This window comes from Acinetobacter sp. NBRC 110496, assembly GCF_000876115.1.
Lineage (GTDB): Bacteria > Pseudomonadota > Gammaproteobacteria > Pseudomonadales > Moraxellaceae > Acinetobacter.
Genome location: NZ_BBTF01000001.1, coordinates 31606 through 46319, shown reverse-complemented (window position 1 = coordinate 46319; position 14714 = coordinate 31606). Strand labels below are relative to the sequence as shown.

Genomic DNA, 14714 nt, shown 5'->3' with positions numbered 1-14714 from the left:
CCAAACAAGCTTTGTCTCTTTTATTGATCATTGACTTTCATCAACTCACTATACATAAGATCTAAAAACTGCTGCTGTTCTTGAATATTTTTAAAGTAACGTTGATAAAGACCACTACAGCTTTGCACATCAGCAATATTGGCTTTGTTAAATGACCAATCCTTTCGATCTTTGATACTGATTCCTAGATCATCATTACAACGCTGCCATAACTGAGAAAATCTGGTTCGTTTATTTGCATCCAATTTTTTAAAGTCGGCATGTACAGAATAGCCGCGCATAGCTGAATTAAAGAACTGAGAAATCATGGTGACCGGTACACCGCCCCAATCAATGCTTTGACCAATCGGCAACCGAATATCGGTCAGTTTATTTTCTGACATGATCTCAGGCTGCTTACCTTGTTTGAAGTACTGTTCCTCATAAACCAAGGTTGTTCCTGCTGGAACATAGATCTTTTTAACCAACATCGGTTGCTGTGTCACATAGTACGGATAATTCGGGCTTGAATTGCCACCTGTCGGGTTCATATTGCCGATACAGCCTGTTAAGGTCAGTGCCAATGTTATGGATAAAAAAATCATGGGTTGCATCGGTCTATTCCTTCTTGTTGAATCATTTTTATTATTTTTCGACCTTAAATCGAAATTGCTCTAGAAACAATATCCAATAGCGTAAACACCAAAGTATAAAAAACCGTTATGAAATGCTCTCCACAACGGCGTTTGCATAAAAGCTTAACTTATTTCGGCGCCATACGAATCGCACCATCTAAACGGATCACTTCACCATTGAGATAGGAGTTTTCAGCAATATGTGCCACTAAACGCGCAAACTCTTCTGGGCGACCTAAACGCGATGGATAAGGCACCATTTGTCCCAAGGCATCTTGCACATTTTGAGGCAAGCCTTTCAACATTGGCGTTTCCATAATCCCAGGGGCAATGGTCATGACACGAATCGCATGGCGAGCTAGTTCCCGCGCAATCGGTAGCGTCATTGCCACCACTGCACCTTTTGATGCTGAATAGGCCGCTTGTCCAATTTGGCCGTCAAAAGCAGCAACCGAAGCAGTATTCACAATCACGCCTCGATCTTCATCACCTTCTGCAACAGTATTTTTACTCATGGCGTCTGCTGCAAAACGCAGCATATTAAAAGTCCCCGTTACATTGATCTGTAAAGTTTTAGAGAACATCGCCAAATCATGTACGCCGTCTTTACCCACTACTTTTGCAGAAGGGCCAATGCCAGCACAATTGATCAGGCCATATATGCTGCCATGTTTCGCCAACATATCTTTAAAGAACTGCTCTGCCGCAGCTTCATCCGTCACATCTAGTTTTACAAATTCTGCTGCTGCCCCCAAGGCTTGCGCTTGTTGTTCTCCAGCATCGACATTCATATCGACCAATGTGACCGAAGCGCCCTTTTCAACCAAGTATTCCGCTGTTGCTGCACCTAAACCTGAACCGCCACCTGTAATAACAAAATGTTTTCCCTGAATTTTCATTTACGTTTCCTATCAAATTAAAGATATAAATTTTTATCACTAAGCCTAAAGGCAACTTTTTTCCGATACAATTTCAAAAAGTAGCAAATTTAATGCAACTTTTGAGCATTCAATCTAATTACTCTCCTGTATTTTATTGATATATGAATAAAAACCTAAACTTTGATCTTAATTCAGCTAAGGACACCATTTCAAATGCTTTGCTTCGTGAAGCGTTGAGTGTCGCCGCAAGTCGTGGTTTAAATATTGTCAATATCGCCAATCGTGCAGGCATTTCAGCAGAATTACTGACCTCATCTAAAGCCCGTGTGCCCGTGACGCAATGTGCGCAGTTATGGGTCGAACTTGCAGAAAGCATGAATGATGAGTTTTTGGGCATGGATCGCCATCCCATGCGCCGAGGCAGTTATCGTCTATTGGCAAAATTAGCCTTCAATGCTGAAACCTTAGAGCAAGCCATTCAGGAGATTTTAAAATTCCTGAGTCTGGTGCTCGATGATATTCACGGTGAATTGGTACAACGCGGTTCCAAAGCCTATCTGATCTTGCACGATCATGAGCATCCCAAACGGATGTTCACTTATTCTACCTATCTAATGCTGGTGCATAGTTTGATGTGCTGGTTGAGTGACAGCGTATTGGCTTTCATAAAATGAGCTTTAGATGTCATTCTCCAGTCGAACTACAGGATTATCGGGTGCGCTTTTGCGAAGATATTCAATTTAATGCCGACCAGAATCAGATTGAGTTTGATGCCCATTATCTCAAGCATAAAATCAAAAAAGACAAACAGGCGCTCAATGATTTTCTAAGAAAAACCCCTTATAACCTGATTGTACGCTTTAAGAATGAGAACTCGTTAAGCTTACAAATTCGTCGCCAATTGCTGTTACAACCACCATCACAGTGGGATGAATTGAAAGAGATTGCACAACAACTCAATATGTCAACTGCCACCATTCAGCGTCGCTTAAAGCAGGAAGGTGTCAGTTATCAGCAACTTAAAAATGACATTCGCTGTGATATTGCGATTGAACGATTGTGCAAAAGTAATGATTCAATTCAAAATATCAGTGATGATCTGCATTTCCATGACCCAAGTGCGTTCCATCGCGCCTTTAAGAAATGGACAGGACTCAGTCCAGGCAGCTATCGTAAATCTTCACCATATAAAAAGGAACTTTTGGATCGCTCAGAACGCTCAAAGGAGTAAATGATGTATTTACCAGAAATATTTGAAGAAACAGATCTTGAGAAACTCTATCAATTGATTCAGGACTATCCTTTTGCGACTTTAATGAGCCATAGTGCTGAAGGCATAGAAGCCAATCATTTGCCCTTTCATTTATTGCGTGATGAGCAAAGCCAGACAGCGACACTGGTTGCACATATTGCCAAGAATAATCCGTTGCATACGCAAATTAAAAACGACACTGAAGTTCTTATTATTTTTCAGGGTGAGCAAGCTTATATTTCACCAAACTGGTATCCGAGCAAGCAGCAACACCATCAACATGTACCAACATGGAACTATCAAGTGGTTCATGTCAAAGGTCGCATTTATTTCTTACATGATGAAAAAGCCCTACGTGGCATTTTGGCTAAACTGACACGGGTTCATGAAGCCAAACAAGCAACGCCATGGAAAATGTCGGATGCACCAAGTGAGTATATTGCTCGGGAACTTCAAGGGATTGTTGGCATTGAAATTCAGATTTCGCACATTACAAGCAAGTTTAAGCTGAGCCAAAATCGAGATAAAGAAGATGCCTTAGGGGTTGTAAATGGACTGCAACAACAAGGTGACAACCGATTAGCCGATGCAGTACAGCAATATATTGAAGATTAAACGGGCTTTCGTCCTAGACTTACACGATCATTGCCGCCATAGTCCTGAATGGTCTTGATCTGCTCAAAACCTTGTTGCTCAAAAATATCTCGTACTGCTTGGCCTTGGTCATAGCCATGTTCAAGCACAATCCAGCCATTCGGTTTAAGCCAATTCTTGCCTTGGGTGATAATGATCTCAATATCCGCCATGCCTTGCTTATCAGCCGTCAAGGCACGCTCAGGTTCGGACTGGAGCTTTTGCATATGCACATCTTCAGGATCAATATACGGCGGATTCGACACAATCAGATCAAACCGTTGCTGTTCTAAAGCATCAAACCAAGCCCCACAGGCAAATTTCACCTGCATCAGCCCGTGTCGAACAGCATTGTCCTGAGCCACATCTAAAGTCGGGGCATAAATATCTGTTGCAGTCACTTGCCATTGAGCACGTTCACTTGCAAGCGCCAAAGCAATCGCACCTGTGCCCGTACCTAAATCGACAATATTGGCCTTTGCATCAAGTGGCAGTTTTAATACTGTTTCAACCAGAATTTCAGTATCTGGACGCGGCACCAAAGTGTCATGAGTGACTTTTAAATCGAGCGTCCAAAAGGGTTGTGAACCTGTGACATAGGCCAAAGGTTCACCTTGTTCGATACGAGCCAGCCCATCCAGATAAGCCTGCTCCTGCATTTCGGTCAACTCTTGCTCAAGTCTTAATTTGAGTTCTAAACTATTTACACCCAAAAGATGTTCGAGTAACCATGCCGCCTCCTGACGTTCATAGCTATCAATTTCACCTTTGATTTCTAAGGCTTGAGCAATATTCATTAGCCGCCATTTTCCTGTGCAAGCATTGCCAACTGATCCGCCTGATATTCACGATGCAAGCTGTCCAGTAATTCTGTTAAATCACCTTCCATAATCGCATCTAACTTATATAAAGTCAGGTTGATACGATGGTCAGTCATACGACCTTGTGGATAGTTGTAGGTACGAATACGCTCAGAACGATCACCAGAACCGACCAAGTCACGGCGCATTTCTGAAGTTGCTGCATCAGCGGCTGCACGTTTGGCATTTTCTAAACGCGAGACCAACAACGCCATCGCTTTGGCTTTATTCTTATGTTGCGAACGTTCTTCCTGACATTCCACTACCACACCCGAAGGAATATGGGTAATACGCACCGCTGAATCAGTTTTGTTAATGTGCTGACCGCCTGCGCCGGATGCACGATAGGTATCAATACGTAAATCGGCTGGATTGATTTCGACTGTAGTATCTACATCGACTTCAGGCAGAATCGCAACCGTACAAGCCGAAGTATGTACACGACCTTGGGATTCAGTTGCAGGTACACGTTGTACACGATGGGCGCCACTTTCAAATTTCAAACGGCCATAGACACCTTCACCATCAATACGGCAAATGATTTCTTTATAACCACCATGCTCGCCTTCATTTTCAGAAAGCACTTCAATACGCCAACCTTGTGTTTCAGCGTATTTGCTATACATACGGAATAAATCGCCTGAGAAGATCGCCGCCTCATCACCGCCCGTTCCAGCACGCACTTCAAGATAGGCTGCATTGGCATCATTTGGATCTTTCGGAATCATCAACACGTTTAACTGCTCTTCAAGTGCAACCAAAAGTGCTTTATTTTCTTTAATTTCTTCTTCTGCCATATCTTTGAAATCAGGATCTGATTTCATCGTTTCAGCAGTTTCGATATCTTCTTCAGCTTGACGATATTTGCTCCAAACTTCAGTGATTTCAGTTAAATCATTGTGTTCGCGAGACAGTTTACGAAAACGTTTATTGTCCGAAATTACTTCTACATCTGCAAGTAATGCAGTCAGCTCTTCGTGACGATCACAAAGTTGATCGAGTCTTAAACGGAGTGATGCTTTCATGGGCGGAATATCTCAAAATCTAAAGACTCAGTGCCAATGAAGCACGAGCAAAATCAAAAAATTGCGCATAGTTTACAGACTCCACCGCTTAAAAGACATAGAGAAACTGGCGAACTTACCATTCCTCACCCATTTCATCACAAATTGTTCAGTTTTAGTTTTCATTGCTTGTTCTCTGATCAACCCTTATATATAAATAATGAAGGACAAATAGAAAGATAAAACAATAGGATAATTTATGAATAATTTTATAAACCGCCCCACTTCAGCCTTTATCGCTGCAAGCTGGGTAGCCTTACTTGCAGGTGGCGTTGGCTTTATGATCGGTCTATGGAATACCAATATGCCCTTGCATGAAAAAGGTTATTACCTCGTCATCTTACTCTATGGACTGTTTTCCGCCGCATCGTTACAGAAAACAGTGCGTGATCAACTGGAAGAGATTCCCGTCACGGCGATTTACTATGGCTTATGTTGGGCTTCAATGGCCCTATGCATCGGACTACTTTTAATAAGCTTATGGAATGCCGAACTCAGTATGAGCGAAAAAGGCTTTTACATCATGTCATTTCTATTAAGTCTGTTTGGTGTAGTGGCAACCCAAAAGAATATTCGTGACTTAAACTATCTACGCCTGCAAGCCGAACTCAATCCACGTCAGCCCAAACTCGAAGAACAAACAATAAAAGATGAACCATTAAATTAATCAAAAAATAAATGGAACCTTAAAATAAGGTTTCATTGTTTTTGTGCAGTTATTGACTATCTTGTTGTTTAATCGAACTTAACTCGCATTTTGCGCTATTTTAAGAAACAAAACACTACAATCTAGACACCAAAGAGTAATAATTCAGAAAAGCTTCTCCATACTTTCATACTCAAATTTTGTTACATTTGCAGCCATGAAAAAGAGGTCCGATGAATTGCGGACACGGAGTCAAAAATGAAATTAAATACTTGGTTATGTGCTGCTATTTTTGCAAGCTCATCATTGGTTACTGCTGCTCATGCTGATAATGCAACCCGTGTTGCTGCAACATCTGCACTTGGTAGTGTGGTTGGTACTGCAGTAGGTAAAGAAATCGGTGGTAATAACGGTGCAATGATTGGCTCTGCTTTGGGTGGCGCTGGTGGTGCAGCGGCAGCAAGTAGCAAACGTACCCGTACTGAAGCTGCTATTGGCGGTGGTCTAGGTGGTGTCGGTGGTTATACTGTTGGTAAAAACATCGGTGGTAGCACGGGTGGTTATATCGGTGCTGCAGCTGGCGCAGCGGGTGGTTCTGCTCTAGGCCGTAAAGTCGGTCAAGACCGTTATTATGACAATCAGCAATCTAAAAAATACAAGAAAAAAAGAAAGCATCGTCATCACTAATTTAAAAAGCACCTTCGGGTGCTTTTTTATTCTCCTAAAAGCCACATCAAATAACAAAATCCGGAGCAGATATCATACTGCATCTTTAAGTTGTTATTGTTATGTCATATCTCAATATAAGAAATTTTAATTTATACGCCGAATAAGCCATCATAAATAAAGTTGAACATCATGTGTTTTTATTAAATAACCTTAGACGATTATTACTAAAGAAAATTCTATATTTTCTCATCGACAACACCCGCCTATCTCACCTACTGAATATAGAACCATATTTTTTCTTATAAATTTCAGTAAGTTCCACATCCTCTAACGAATATATTTCTTTAATACTTTTAGATTTGATAAAATAAAATGTAATTATTAGAATAAAAACACCAAATCCAGCAATCGTCAAAGGCAAACCAATATGATCAATCAAAAAACCACATACAACGTTACCAAAAGGAACCATTAAACCTGACATGAATGCGACAGCACTAACAATCCTATTCTGAAATTTCCTTGGTGTAGCTTTAAGCCTAACAGCCATTGTATTTGTCGCAATAATGCTAAAGGATATACCACACAATAAAAATATAAATGAAAGTATCAAAGCAAGCAAATAAACATATTTTCCAAGAAAAAATATTCCAAGCCCCATTAAAAACAATGAGAACCCCATACCATAAAACCCTAGACGTATTACTGTATATCGATTCCACTTTTCATTTAAATATGCAATAATTTTTGATCCCCCTAAAAACAAGCCAGTAGCAAAAGCCCCTTCAGCAAAAACCAGCAACCATACATCCTTATTGTATTTATTATAAACCAAAGATGGCATAACTATAGTAAACATTGATGAAAAAACAAAATTAGTTAAAAGTATCAATATACATATATAAAACTCAGACTTAATCTGAAAAACAAAATACAAACTATCTTTAGTATTTACATACCATTCATAGAAAAAATTCTCCTTTATCAATTTTTCACTACTCTCAAAATAACTAACATTCAAAATTAACAAAAAAGAAAAAAGCAAAATAGAAAAAATTATTATTAACCCATAAAGAATATTAAATACTGATAGAATAGCTGTAGCCAAAATTGGACCAGAAAACATTACAAATGAAGAAATCACCGTTTTAAATCTTAAAGCAATATCTAATTCTTCTTTAGGTACTAGCGATGACAACATACTTGAGTGAAGTGGTTCTCTAATACCAGCACAAACTCCAAGAATAACTAAAGAGAAAGCAATAATCAGAATATTGTATAGTTTCACAAAATAAAAAAAAGTTAAAACCAATATAACAAGCATGCTAATAAAATTACAAAATAAAAGAATTTTTTTCTTATTAAATATATCCCCAAAAAATCCAAATATCACTCTTGAAAAAAGATCAAAAAAACCACCTAAAGCAATCATAGCAGCAAAAATCTTGACATCATTTGTTGCACTCATTATCCACCAAGCAATTATAACTCGTACACTTCTAAGACTTGTGGATGTAAAAAGAATATTAAATTGAAATAAATAAAAATTTTTACTCAGTCCTTGCAAAAAAATCATGTCAACCTATAAATATATAACTAATTATTAACCAATACACTTTAAGCGGGGTATTTAGAGCATATTTTACAACTCATCCTCATAAGAACATACTACTTGCGTTAAATTCTCAGCAGGCATTAACTTTAAAACTATTTCTACTTCCGCACTTGTTAATGATAATTTTACTCCCAGTTTTTTATTAACGAATAAAATATTCGCAAAACAAAAAATAAAATTAAATCTCGCTCACTTCAAGGCTTAATCATTAAATAAAGCAATCGTATTTGTAACAAAATATTTATTAAAAATAAAAAATTAAAATTTATCATCGTAAAAAACAAAAAACACAACCAAATAAACCATTAAAAATCAAAACAATATCAAAAAAAAAACACTAACACCTAATTAAATAAAATTAATCGCACCATTATAATGCAAAACCAATCCATGTATTTTAATTAAAAAAATAATAATAAAAACAAATTATTCAAAATTTAACATTTAATACCATTTAAATTCAAATAAAAGACCATAAAAATTTAGATTAAAAATCAATAATCGTTTTAAAATTAAAAACTAAACATTAAAAAATCATTTATTCTGAAAAAACATACTTAACAATAAGTACAATAGACATAATAATCCCCCATCCTTACACGTATCGTTTTGATTCATTCACTGCACTCTTTTAGTGATTAAATGACGCGTTAGATTAAAAACCTTAATATACTTTCAGGGAAAAGCTTTGACCCCAGTCTCATGACCCAACTAGAAGGTTTGGCCAATCGTGGTTATACCGAAGGCTTCTTGCGCCGCCATGTGCATAGCGATTATCAAAATTATGCCGATGGTTCATCGCATTTTGACTATCAACAATTTTGCGGTGAAGTGATTGGACGCAATGGTGACCATATCCGCATTGAGGTAAAGAACCGCTTTGTGGTTGGTGATTCACTTGAGTTAATGACACCCAAAGGCAATCTCCACTTTCACTTGGGACAGATGCGTGATCTTAAAGGCAATGCCATTAAAAATGCCAAGGGTTCAGGCCATATCGTGGAAATTCCATTTTCCCCAGACATCGATATTGAATATGCACTGTTGATTCGCAATCTGCCTCACGCCACAACTGGGTTACAATCTGCGGCTTTGGCCTATTCGGCAGATTAAGATGGCACTCATCATTACCAGTGCATGTATCAATTGCGATATGTGTTTGCCTGAATGCCCCAATCAAGCGATTAATGAAGGTGCAAAAGTCTATGAAATCGACCCACAACGTTGCACTGAATGCATCGGTTTCTACACAGCACCCACCTGCCTTGCTGTCTGTCCCATCGATTGTATTCAGCCTGATCCAACATGGGTGGAAGCTCCTGATCAATTGCTGATTAAATTCAATAATCTGAATCTATTCAAACATTAAAGACTTCATCACAGATAGGCACAAACCCGTGAAAAGTATGGAAAAGTGCCTATCCCACCCTCAACGCAAAACAGCTCATCATGATTTGACCCTTTAAGCTCAGTACTGGCATCAAACTTGCTAATGAGTATTACGTTTTATTCAATTAGTATTACTACGGGTGTGCGCCTATGCATCATTCAGTACTGTCGAAAAGGAAGAAGCTTTACTTAAGTTTGGGATCTTTTCTGATTCCCATCCTGATCTGGAGCTGTGTCAGTTACTTACCTTTTATCTGGCATCCACAAGTTCAAATTACCAATGCAGGCTCAGCCACTTATCTACAGGCAGGCACCCGAATAGATAAGCAAGCTTATTATGCTGAGGCTCAAGATGCAGTCAATCAAGGTAAAACACCGCCTACAGGTATTCTGGTCAATCCAATTTATTTGCCTGCCCCTCATCAAGTGGCGAAAGCGCTTTTCACTTCATTTACCACGCCCCCGCAACAGGCTGATGCGCCGTGGTTACATCAAAGCCTGTGGCACAGTATCAAGATTGTATTTACGGCGTTTTTTATCTCTTCATTAATCGGTGTGCCGTTGGGCATCCTGTGTGGTTTTTCCAATACCATCTCTAAGCTGACTGAACCCTTTGTCGAGTTCTTTCGCTACCTGCCAGCACCTGCCTTTGGGGCATTGGCAGTGGCGATTTTAGGCATTAATGATGCCCCGAAAATTGCCATTATTGTGATTGGTACTTTATTTCAACAAATTCTGATCATTGCCAATACCACTCGCATGGTTGATCGCGGTTTGGTTGAAGCAGGTTATACCCTAGGCACGAATAAGCTTAAAAGCCTGTTTCATGTGGTGATTCCTGCTGCACTGCCTGACATTTATCGAGATCAACGGGTGTTGCTCGGTTGGGCATGGACCTATCTGATTGTGTCGGAACTGATTGGTGCCACCTCAGGAATTACCTGGTTCATTACTCAACAAGCACGCTATCAAAACTTTGACAATGTTTATGCCGCCATCCTGATTATTGGGGTGATTGGACTGTTGTGTGATTTGATTTTAATGAAACTGGGCACATACCTATTTAAATGGAAAAAGGGAGTATAAATATGACGGATAATTTTGATGCCAAAGCCTATTTTGAGCATATTTATACACGTCCCGTGATGTTGGAAACCAAGCAACTGACGCAGATTTTTCAGCATGGCACATCTGAACGCACGGTACTGAACCAAATTGATTTAAGTATTCATAAACGCGAGTTTGTCTGTGTGATTGGCCCTTCCGGCTGTGGAAAATCAACCTTAAGTCGTGTGGTTGCAGGTCTAGATGACTACCACAGTGGTGAGGTTCTGGTTGAGGGGCAAAAGATTAAAGGCCCAAGTTCAGAACGTGGCATGGTGTTTCAAGGCTATACCTTATTTCCATGGAAAACCGTCAAAGAAAATGTGATGTTTGGCCCTTTGATGAAAGGCATCAGTCAAACCCGTGCCGAAGAAATGGCACGTGAGTGGATTAATATTATTGGCTTAGAAAAATATGAAAATCAGTTCCCACATGAACTTTCTGGTGGGATGAAACAGCGTGTCGCTATTGCCCGAGCTTTAGTCAATGAACCCAAAATTTTACTCATGGATGAACCTTTTGGTGCACTCGATCCCTACACCCGACAAAAAATGCAAAAGCATTTGATGGACTTATGGCAAAACATTGATATCACCATTTTATTTGTCACGCATGACATGGATGAAGCTATTTTACTGGCAGATCGTATTGTGGCCTTAAAAGCCAATCCGGGCGAGATCAAAGAGATTATTGAGGTGAATTTACCGCGTCCACGGACAATTGAGCTGGTGCATTCGCCTGAATTTAAACAACTACGGGAACGGGTTGATCTGTTGGTACATCACCAAGAGGAACAACTCGACCCTGCACTACAGGATTTACCTAAAATTCCACGTATGACTCAAATGAGTACACAGAAATAAAATAGCGTTTGGGACGACCCAATCTGCTTCATTTATTGCTGGACGACCAGCCAATGGTGAATCTCATGAACCATGATTATGTGTTGCCCTTAATTGATATTTCACTCCTCAACAGTGCGAGTTTAGAAGATCGCAAACAGGTGGTGAAGCAACTTGATCAAGCCTGTAAGGAGGTTGGCTTCTTATACATTCAAGGGGAACAATTTCAGCCCGAACTGTTCGATCAGTTAAAACAAACCGCACTGCACTATTTTAGCCAAGACCAAGCCACTAAAATGCAGCATTATATTGGTCTTTCCGAAAATCATAGTGGTTATGTACCAATCGGTGAAGAACAATTCAAAGCCAATATCTATGATTTAAAAGAATCCTATGACATCAATTATGACTATCTCGGTGAGCTGCATCGTCGTCCTTTACTCGGCCCAACGCTATGGCCAGAGGATGCAATCTTTAAGCAAAGCGTCCTAAATTATTATCAACATATCAAAGCCATCGGCAATCAGCTATTTAAAGCTTTTGCTTTGGCACTTGAGCTGAATGAAGATTTTTTTGAACCACATTTAAAGCATGCACCGAGCCAATTGAGACTGATTCATTATCCTTATAATCCTGAGGCACACGATCAATCGGGCATTGGTGCACATACCGACTATGAATGTTTTACCCTGTTATTTCCAACGGCGGAAGGTTTACAGGTTCTGAATAAACAGGGTGAATGGATCGATATTCCCTTAATTGAAAACACCATGGTAATGAATATTGGCGATATGATGGAGATCTTGTCCAATGGTCGTTATCTGGCAACCAAGCATCGTGTGAAACGCGTACAGCAAGAACGTTATTCTTTTCCGCTGTTCTTCTCCTGTGATTATGACTATCTGATTCAGCCACTGATTCCCAATGAAGCGCCGTTATATCCACCAATCAAAGGCGGTGAGCATCTATTCAATCAGACGGCTCAAACCTTTATGTACCTCAAGCAACGGATTGAGTCGGGTGAACTGGTACTTGTAAATGCCCGTCCACTGTACTCCTTTGGTTTAAATGAACAAGGAGCAAGTGAATGAATCTAATCAACTTACTCGCGCAACTGGAGCCAACCCCAATTGATGATCACTTGCCCTTACCCCGCTATTTACTGGGATGTTTTAGACGCAAAAGTATCAGCTTCTTTAATGGTATGACCGATGAAAAAACCATTGTGTATTGGTTTCAGTCCAAATCTTTCAGCATTGACCTACGACTGATCGATGCCAATCAAACCACAGTACATGATCGACAAGGATGGATTGGCGATACTCTATGGGATTCAGATCGCGAATTACTCTCTTGGCAGGTTCATCAAAACTATCAGAATCATATTCAATGGCCTGAACCTGCTAAGCTTTACCCAATAGGCAACAGTATTTTAGAGTTTTCACCTTCCCATGCCTATGTAGAAGATTGGCGGCAACAGGCTCAACAGGGCTTACTGCTCGGTTTACGCCTCTTTCAGATGCAACATATCGCAACACAACAGATGATAGCTATAGATGGCGGCTTGATGATCAGCGGTCAGCACATGGCTTATGCACAATCACGCCTTCCCCAACAACAAAATCAACTGAAAAATGGTTCAATTGATCATCCTGAAAATGATCCTGAAGTGATCGAAAGCTATGAAGTCTCAGTTGCTTTAAATGGTTCTTCTATTGATTTTAGTACAATCAGTAGTCGTTTGCAGCAATCGATTTCACTCGATGATTTTGAAATAGAAGATGCCAATACCCTGACCCAACTGAAACAGATTGAAGGTGAACTGTATCGACTTTATTTTCATCTGGATATCTATCAACCTGATTTTGTATTTAGTACCACAACCGCAACCACCACGGATACACAGCAATGGCTGGCTGCTGAACAAAAGCATTTATTAAAAAATGCCACACGAACTTACTAATCCTGTTTGTATGTGATTGATTCTAGAAAGGACTATCAATTATTTAAAAAGATTGTCCTTCAGATTTTAAAATCTGGAAATAAAAAATCGCTCTATGAGAGCGATTTTTTATAGATTAGCTATTTCAACTCATCCATCAAAGCTGGATAAATCAAGCCATCCACATCCACTGCCGTTTTATAAATGCCATTACTGAGATTGAATTGATTGACGTGATAGGTCGAACCATAAATCGAATCAAAACCAGTTCCCTTCTGGAACACTTTCTTATTCGCTGCGATATCCAGTAAATATGTCCCCTCAATAAATTGCTCATACTGTTGAGAATCAACGCCGACACGATTGGCCATGATCTTTACCGCATCGGCATGTGTGGCAGGGTCTTGGATATACTTCACCGTTTTATCCCACACTTGGATTAGCTTTTTCCAGTCCTCTTGATGCGCAGATAAATGACTTGGATTCACCGCAAGGGTATCGTAGATCAAACCCGGCTTGTCTTTGGAGCTATAAATAATCTTGGAACCTGCAACAGCTTTTAACGCTTGATTGGCCACAGGTTGCCAAACTGCAATCGCAGCAACATCCTGACTGCCAAACACTTGAGGAAGTTCATTGGTTACTGAATTGACCAGTTTAATATCTGAAAAAGGAATCTTGGCATCCTTTAAAGCCGTCGATAACAACAGGTGATCGACCAATCCTTTTTCTGTAGCAATGGATTTGCCTTTTAAATCCTGAATACTGTTGATACCATTCTTGGCAATAATGACATCATTACCCGCAGAATAGTCTGTCACCATAATGATCATGCCCTTGCTCCCGCCCGAGGCATTGACTAAATTATCGCCATTGGTAATAAACACCGCATCCAGTTGATTAGCCGCAAATGCAGAAATTGAAGCTGAATAATCGAACCATTTAAAATCAACATTTAAGCCTGCGTCTTTGAGCCAGCCCTTTTCAATCGCCACTTGCCAAGCAACCCAACCTGGCCAATCACTATAGCCAATCGTAATAGGCGTGGTTGTCGTTACATCTTTGGCCTCGGTCGCTTTCTCCGCCGTTGGTACTTTAGCCGAATTATCACACGCGCTAAGTACCAGCCCGAACAGCACTGAAACAGATAACGTTGCTATTGCTTGCTTCATAATCACCCCATATCTTTTTTGAAAATTTTGC

General features: G+C 39.9%; 14 protein-coding genes and 2 pseudogenes. 10 read left to right on the top strand and 6 right to left on the bottom strand.

Features of this window, described 5'->3' with window-relative positions; all coding sequences use genetic code 11:
- Positions 1–20: 20 nt before the first annotated feature.
- Both Aba26S_RS00230 and Aba26S_RS00225 read right to left on the bottom strand, forming a co-directional pair.
- Positions 21–593 carry a hypothetical protein gene (locus Aba26S_RS00230; protein ID WP_043969683.1) on the bottom strand — a complete coding sequence of 191 codons (573 nt, stop codon included), beginning with the start codon at positions 591–593 and terminating at the stop codon, positions 21–23.
- A gap of 149 nt (positions 594–742) precedes the next feature.
- A complete protein-coding gene (locus Aba26S_RS00225) occupies positions 743–1513 on the bottom strand; it encodes an SDR family NAD(P)-dependent oxidoreductase (protein WP_005241977.1) in 771 nt (256 codons plus the stop codon).
- A 143-nt stretch (positions 1514–1656) separates the two neighbouring features.
- Between Aba26S_RS00225 and Aba26S_RS00220 the strand changes: the two are divergent.
- A pseudogene (locus Aba26S_RS00220) lies at positions 1657–2726 on the top strand (AraC family transcriptional regulator).
- Positions 2727–2729: 3 nt separating this feature from the next.
- On the top strand, positions 2730–3362 hold the full coding sequence (locus Aba26S_RS00215) for an FMN-binding negative transcriptional regulator (protein ID WP_043969682.1): 633 nt from the start codon (positions 2730–2732) through the stop codon (positions 3360–3362).
- On the opposite strand, the gene prmC is transcribed toward Aba26S_RS00215, so the two are convergent.
- Together prmC and prfA are read right to left on the bottom strand one after the other, a co-directional pair.
- Complete coding sequence (gene prmC / locus Aba26S_RS00210; protein ID WP_005241980.1) at positions 3359–4177, bottom strand: peptide chain release factor N(5)-glutamine methyltransferase; 819 nt, start codon at positions 4175–4177, stop codon at positions 3359–3361. The two genes, Aba26S_RS00215 and prmC, sit on opposite strands and share 4 nt — an antisense overlap.
- Positions 4177–5265: a peptide chain release factor 1 gene (gene prfA / locus Aba26S_RS00205; protein WP_005212840.1), complete on the bottom strand. Its 1089-nt coding sequence runs from the start codon at positions 5263–5265 to the stop codon at positions 4177–4179. Before prfA ends, prmC begins: the two co-directional genes overlap by 1 nt.
- Before the next feature lie 238 nt (positions 5266–5503).
- Between prfA and yiaA the strand changes: the two genes are divergently transcribed.
- Both yiaA and Aba26S_RS00195 read left to right on the top strand, forming a co-directional pair.
- Positions 5504–5971, top strand: coding sequence for an inner membrane protein YiaA (yiaA, locus tag Aba26S_RS00200; RefSeq protein ID WP_005241981.1), 468 nt, complete (start codon positions 5504–5506; stop codon positions 5969–5971).
- Between the two features lie 237 nt (positions 5972–6208).
- Positions 6209–6637: a hypothetical protein gene (locus tag Aba26S_RS00195; protein ID WP_005241982.1), complete on the top strand. Its 429-nt coding sequence runs from the start codon at positions 6209–6211 to the stop codon at positions 6635–6637.
- Between the two features lie 250 nt (positions 6638–6887).
- Here Aba26S_RS00195 and Aba26S_RS00190 read toward each other — a convergent pair whose 3' ends face one another.
- Positions 6888–8195: an MFS transporter gene (locus Aba26S_RS00190; protein WP_043969681.1), complete on the bottom strand. Its 1308-nt coding sequence runs from the start codon at positions 8193–8195 to the stop codon at positions 6888–6890.
- A 711-nt stretch (positions 8196–8906) separates the two neighbouring features.
- Between Aba26S_RS00190 and Aba26S_RS00185 the strand changes: the two are divergent.
- The 6 genes and pseudogenes from Aba26S_RS00185 to Aba26S_RS00160 all read left to right on the top strand — a co-directional run.
- Positions 8907–9347 (top strand): annotated as a pseudogene (locus tag Aba26S_RS00185) (U32 family peptidase C-terminal domain-containing protein); the annotation flags it as partial.
- A 1-nt stretch (position 9348) separates the two neighbouring features.
- Positions 9349–9603, top strand: coding sequence for a YfhL family 4Fe-4S dicluster ferredoxin (locus tag Aba26S_RS00180; protein WP_043969679.1), 255 nt, complete (start codon positions 9349–9351; stop codon positions 9601–9603).
- 170 nt (positions 9604–9773) lie between these two features.
- Positions 9774–10709: an ABC transporter permease gene (locus Aba26S_RS00175; RefSeq protein WP_005241986.1), complete on the top strand. Its 936-nt coding sequence runs from the start codon at positions 9774–9776 to the stop codon at positions 10707–10709.
- Positions 10710–10711: 2 nt separating this feature from the next.
- On the top strand, positions 10712–11590 hold the full coding sequence (locus Aba26S_RS00170; RefSeq protein ID WP_043969678.1) for an ABC transporter ATP-binding protein: 879 nt from the start codon (positions 10712–10714) through the stop codon (positions 11588–11590).
- A gap of 53 nt (positions 11591–11643) precedes the next feature.
- Positions 11644–12660, top strand: a complete 1017-nt coding sequence (locus Aba26S_RS00165) for an isopenicillin N synthase family oxygenase (RefSeq protein WP_005241988.1) — start codon at positions 11644–11646, stop codon at positions 12658–12660.
- Complete coding sequence (locus Aba26S_RS00160; protein WP_005241989.1) at positions 12657–13532, top strand: hypothetical protein; 876 nt, start codon at positions 12657–12659, stop codon at positions 13530–13532. Before Aba26S_RS00165 ends, Aba26S_RS00160 begins: the two co-directional genes overlap by 4 nt.
- Positions 13533–13651: 119 nt before the next feature.
- On the opposite strand, the gene Aba26S_RS00155 is transcribed toward Aba26S_RS00160, so the two are convergent.
- The gene (locus Aba26S_RS00155; protein WP_005241990.1) at positions 13652–14683 is read right to left on the bottom strand and encodes an ABC transporter substrate-binding protein; all 1032 of its coding nucleotides are present in this window, start codon (positions 14681–14683) and stop codon (positions 13652–13654) included.
- Positions 14684–14714 lie beyond the last annotated feature (31 nt).

Coding starts and splice junctions, on each gene's coding strand:
- Aba26S_RS00175 (WP_005241986.1), top strand. CDS start 9,774: ATGCATCATTCAGTACTGTCGAAAAGGAAGAAGCTTTACTTAAGTTTG.
- Aba26S_RS00190 (WP_043969681.1), bottom strand. CDS start 8,195: ATGATTTTTTTGCAAGGACTGAGTAAAAATTTTTATTTATTTCAATTT.
- Aba26S_RS00215 (WP_043969682.1), top strand. CDS start 2,730: ATGTATTTACCAGAAATATTTGAAGAAACAGATCTTGAGAAACTCTAT.
- Aba26S_RS00170 (WP_043969678.1), top strand. CDS start 10,712: ATGACGGATAATTTTGATGCCAAAGCCTATTTTGAGCATATTTATACA.
- Aba26S_RS00160 (WP_005241989.1), top strand. CDS start 12,657: ATGAATCTAATCAACTTACTCGCGCAACTGGAGCCAACCCCAATTGAT.
- Aba26S_RS00165 (WP_005241988.1), top strand. CDS start 11,644: ATGGTGAATCTCATGAACCATGATTATGTGTTGCCCTTAATTGATATT.
- prmC (WP_005241980.1), bottom strand. CDS start 4,177: ATGAATATTGCTCAAGCCTTAGAAATCAAAGGTGAAATTGATAGCTAT.
- Aba26S_RS00180 (WP_043969679.1), top strand. CDS start 9,349: ATGGCACTCATCATTACCAGTGCATGTATCAATTGCGATATGTGTTTG.
- Aba26S_RS00230 (WP_043969683.1), bottom strand. CDS start 593: ATGCAACCCATGATTTTTTTATCCATAACATTGGCACTGACCTTAACA.
- yiaA (WP_005241981.1), top strand. CDS start 5,504: ATGAATAATTTTATAAACCGCCCCACTTCAGCCTTTATCGCTGCAAGC.
- Aba26S_RS00195 (WP_005241982.1), top strand. CDS start 6,209: ATGAAATTAAATACTTGGTTATGTGCTGCTATTTTTGCAAGCTCATCA.
- prfA (WP_005212840.1), bottom strand. CDS start 5,265: ATGAAAGCATCACTCCGTTTAAGACTCGATCAACTTTGTGATCGTCAC.
- Aba26S_RS00155 (WP_005241990.1), bottom strand. CDS start 14,683: ATGAAGCAAGCAATAGCAACGTTATCTGTTTCAGTGCTGTTCGGGCTG.
- Aba26S_RS00225 (WP_005241977.1), bottom strand. CDS start 1,513: ATGAAAATTCAGGGAAAACATTTTGTTATTACAGGTGGCGGTTCAGGT.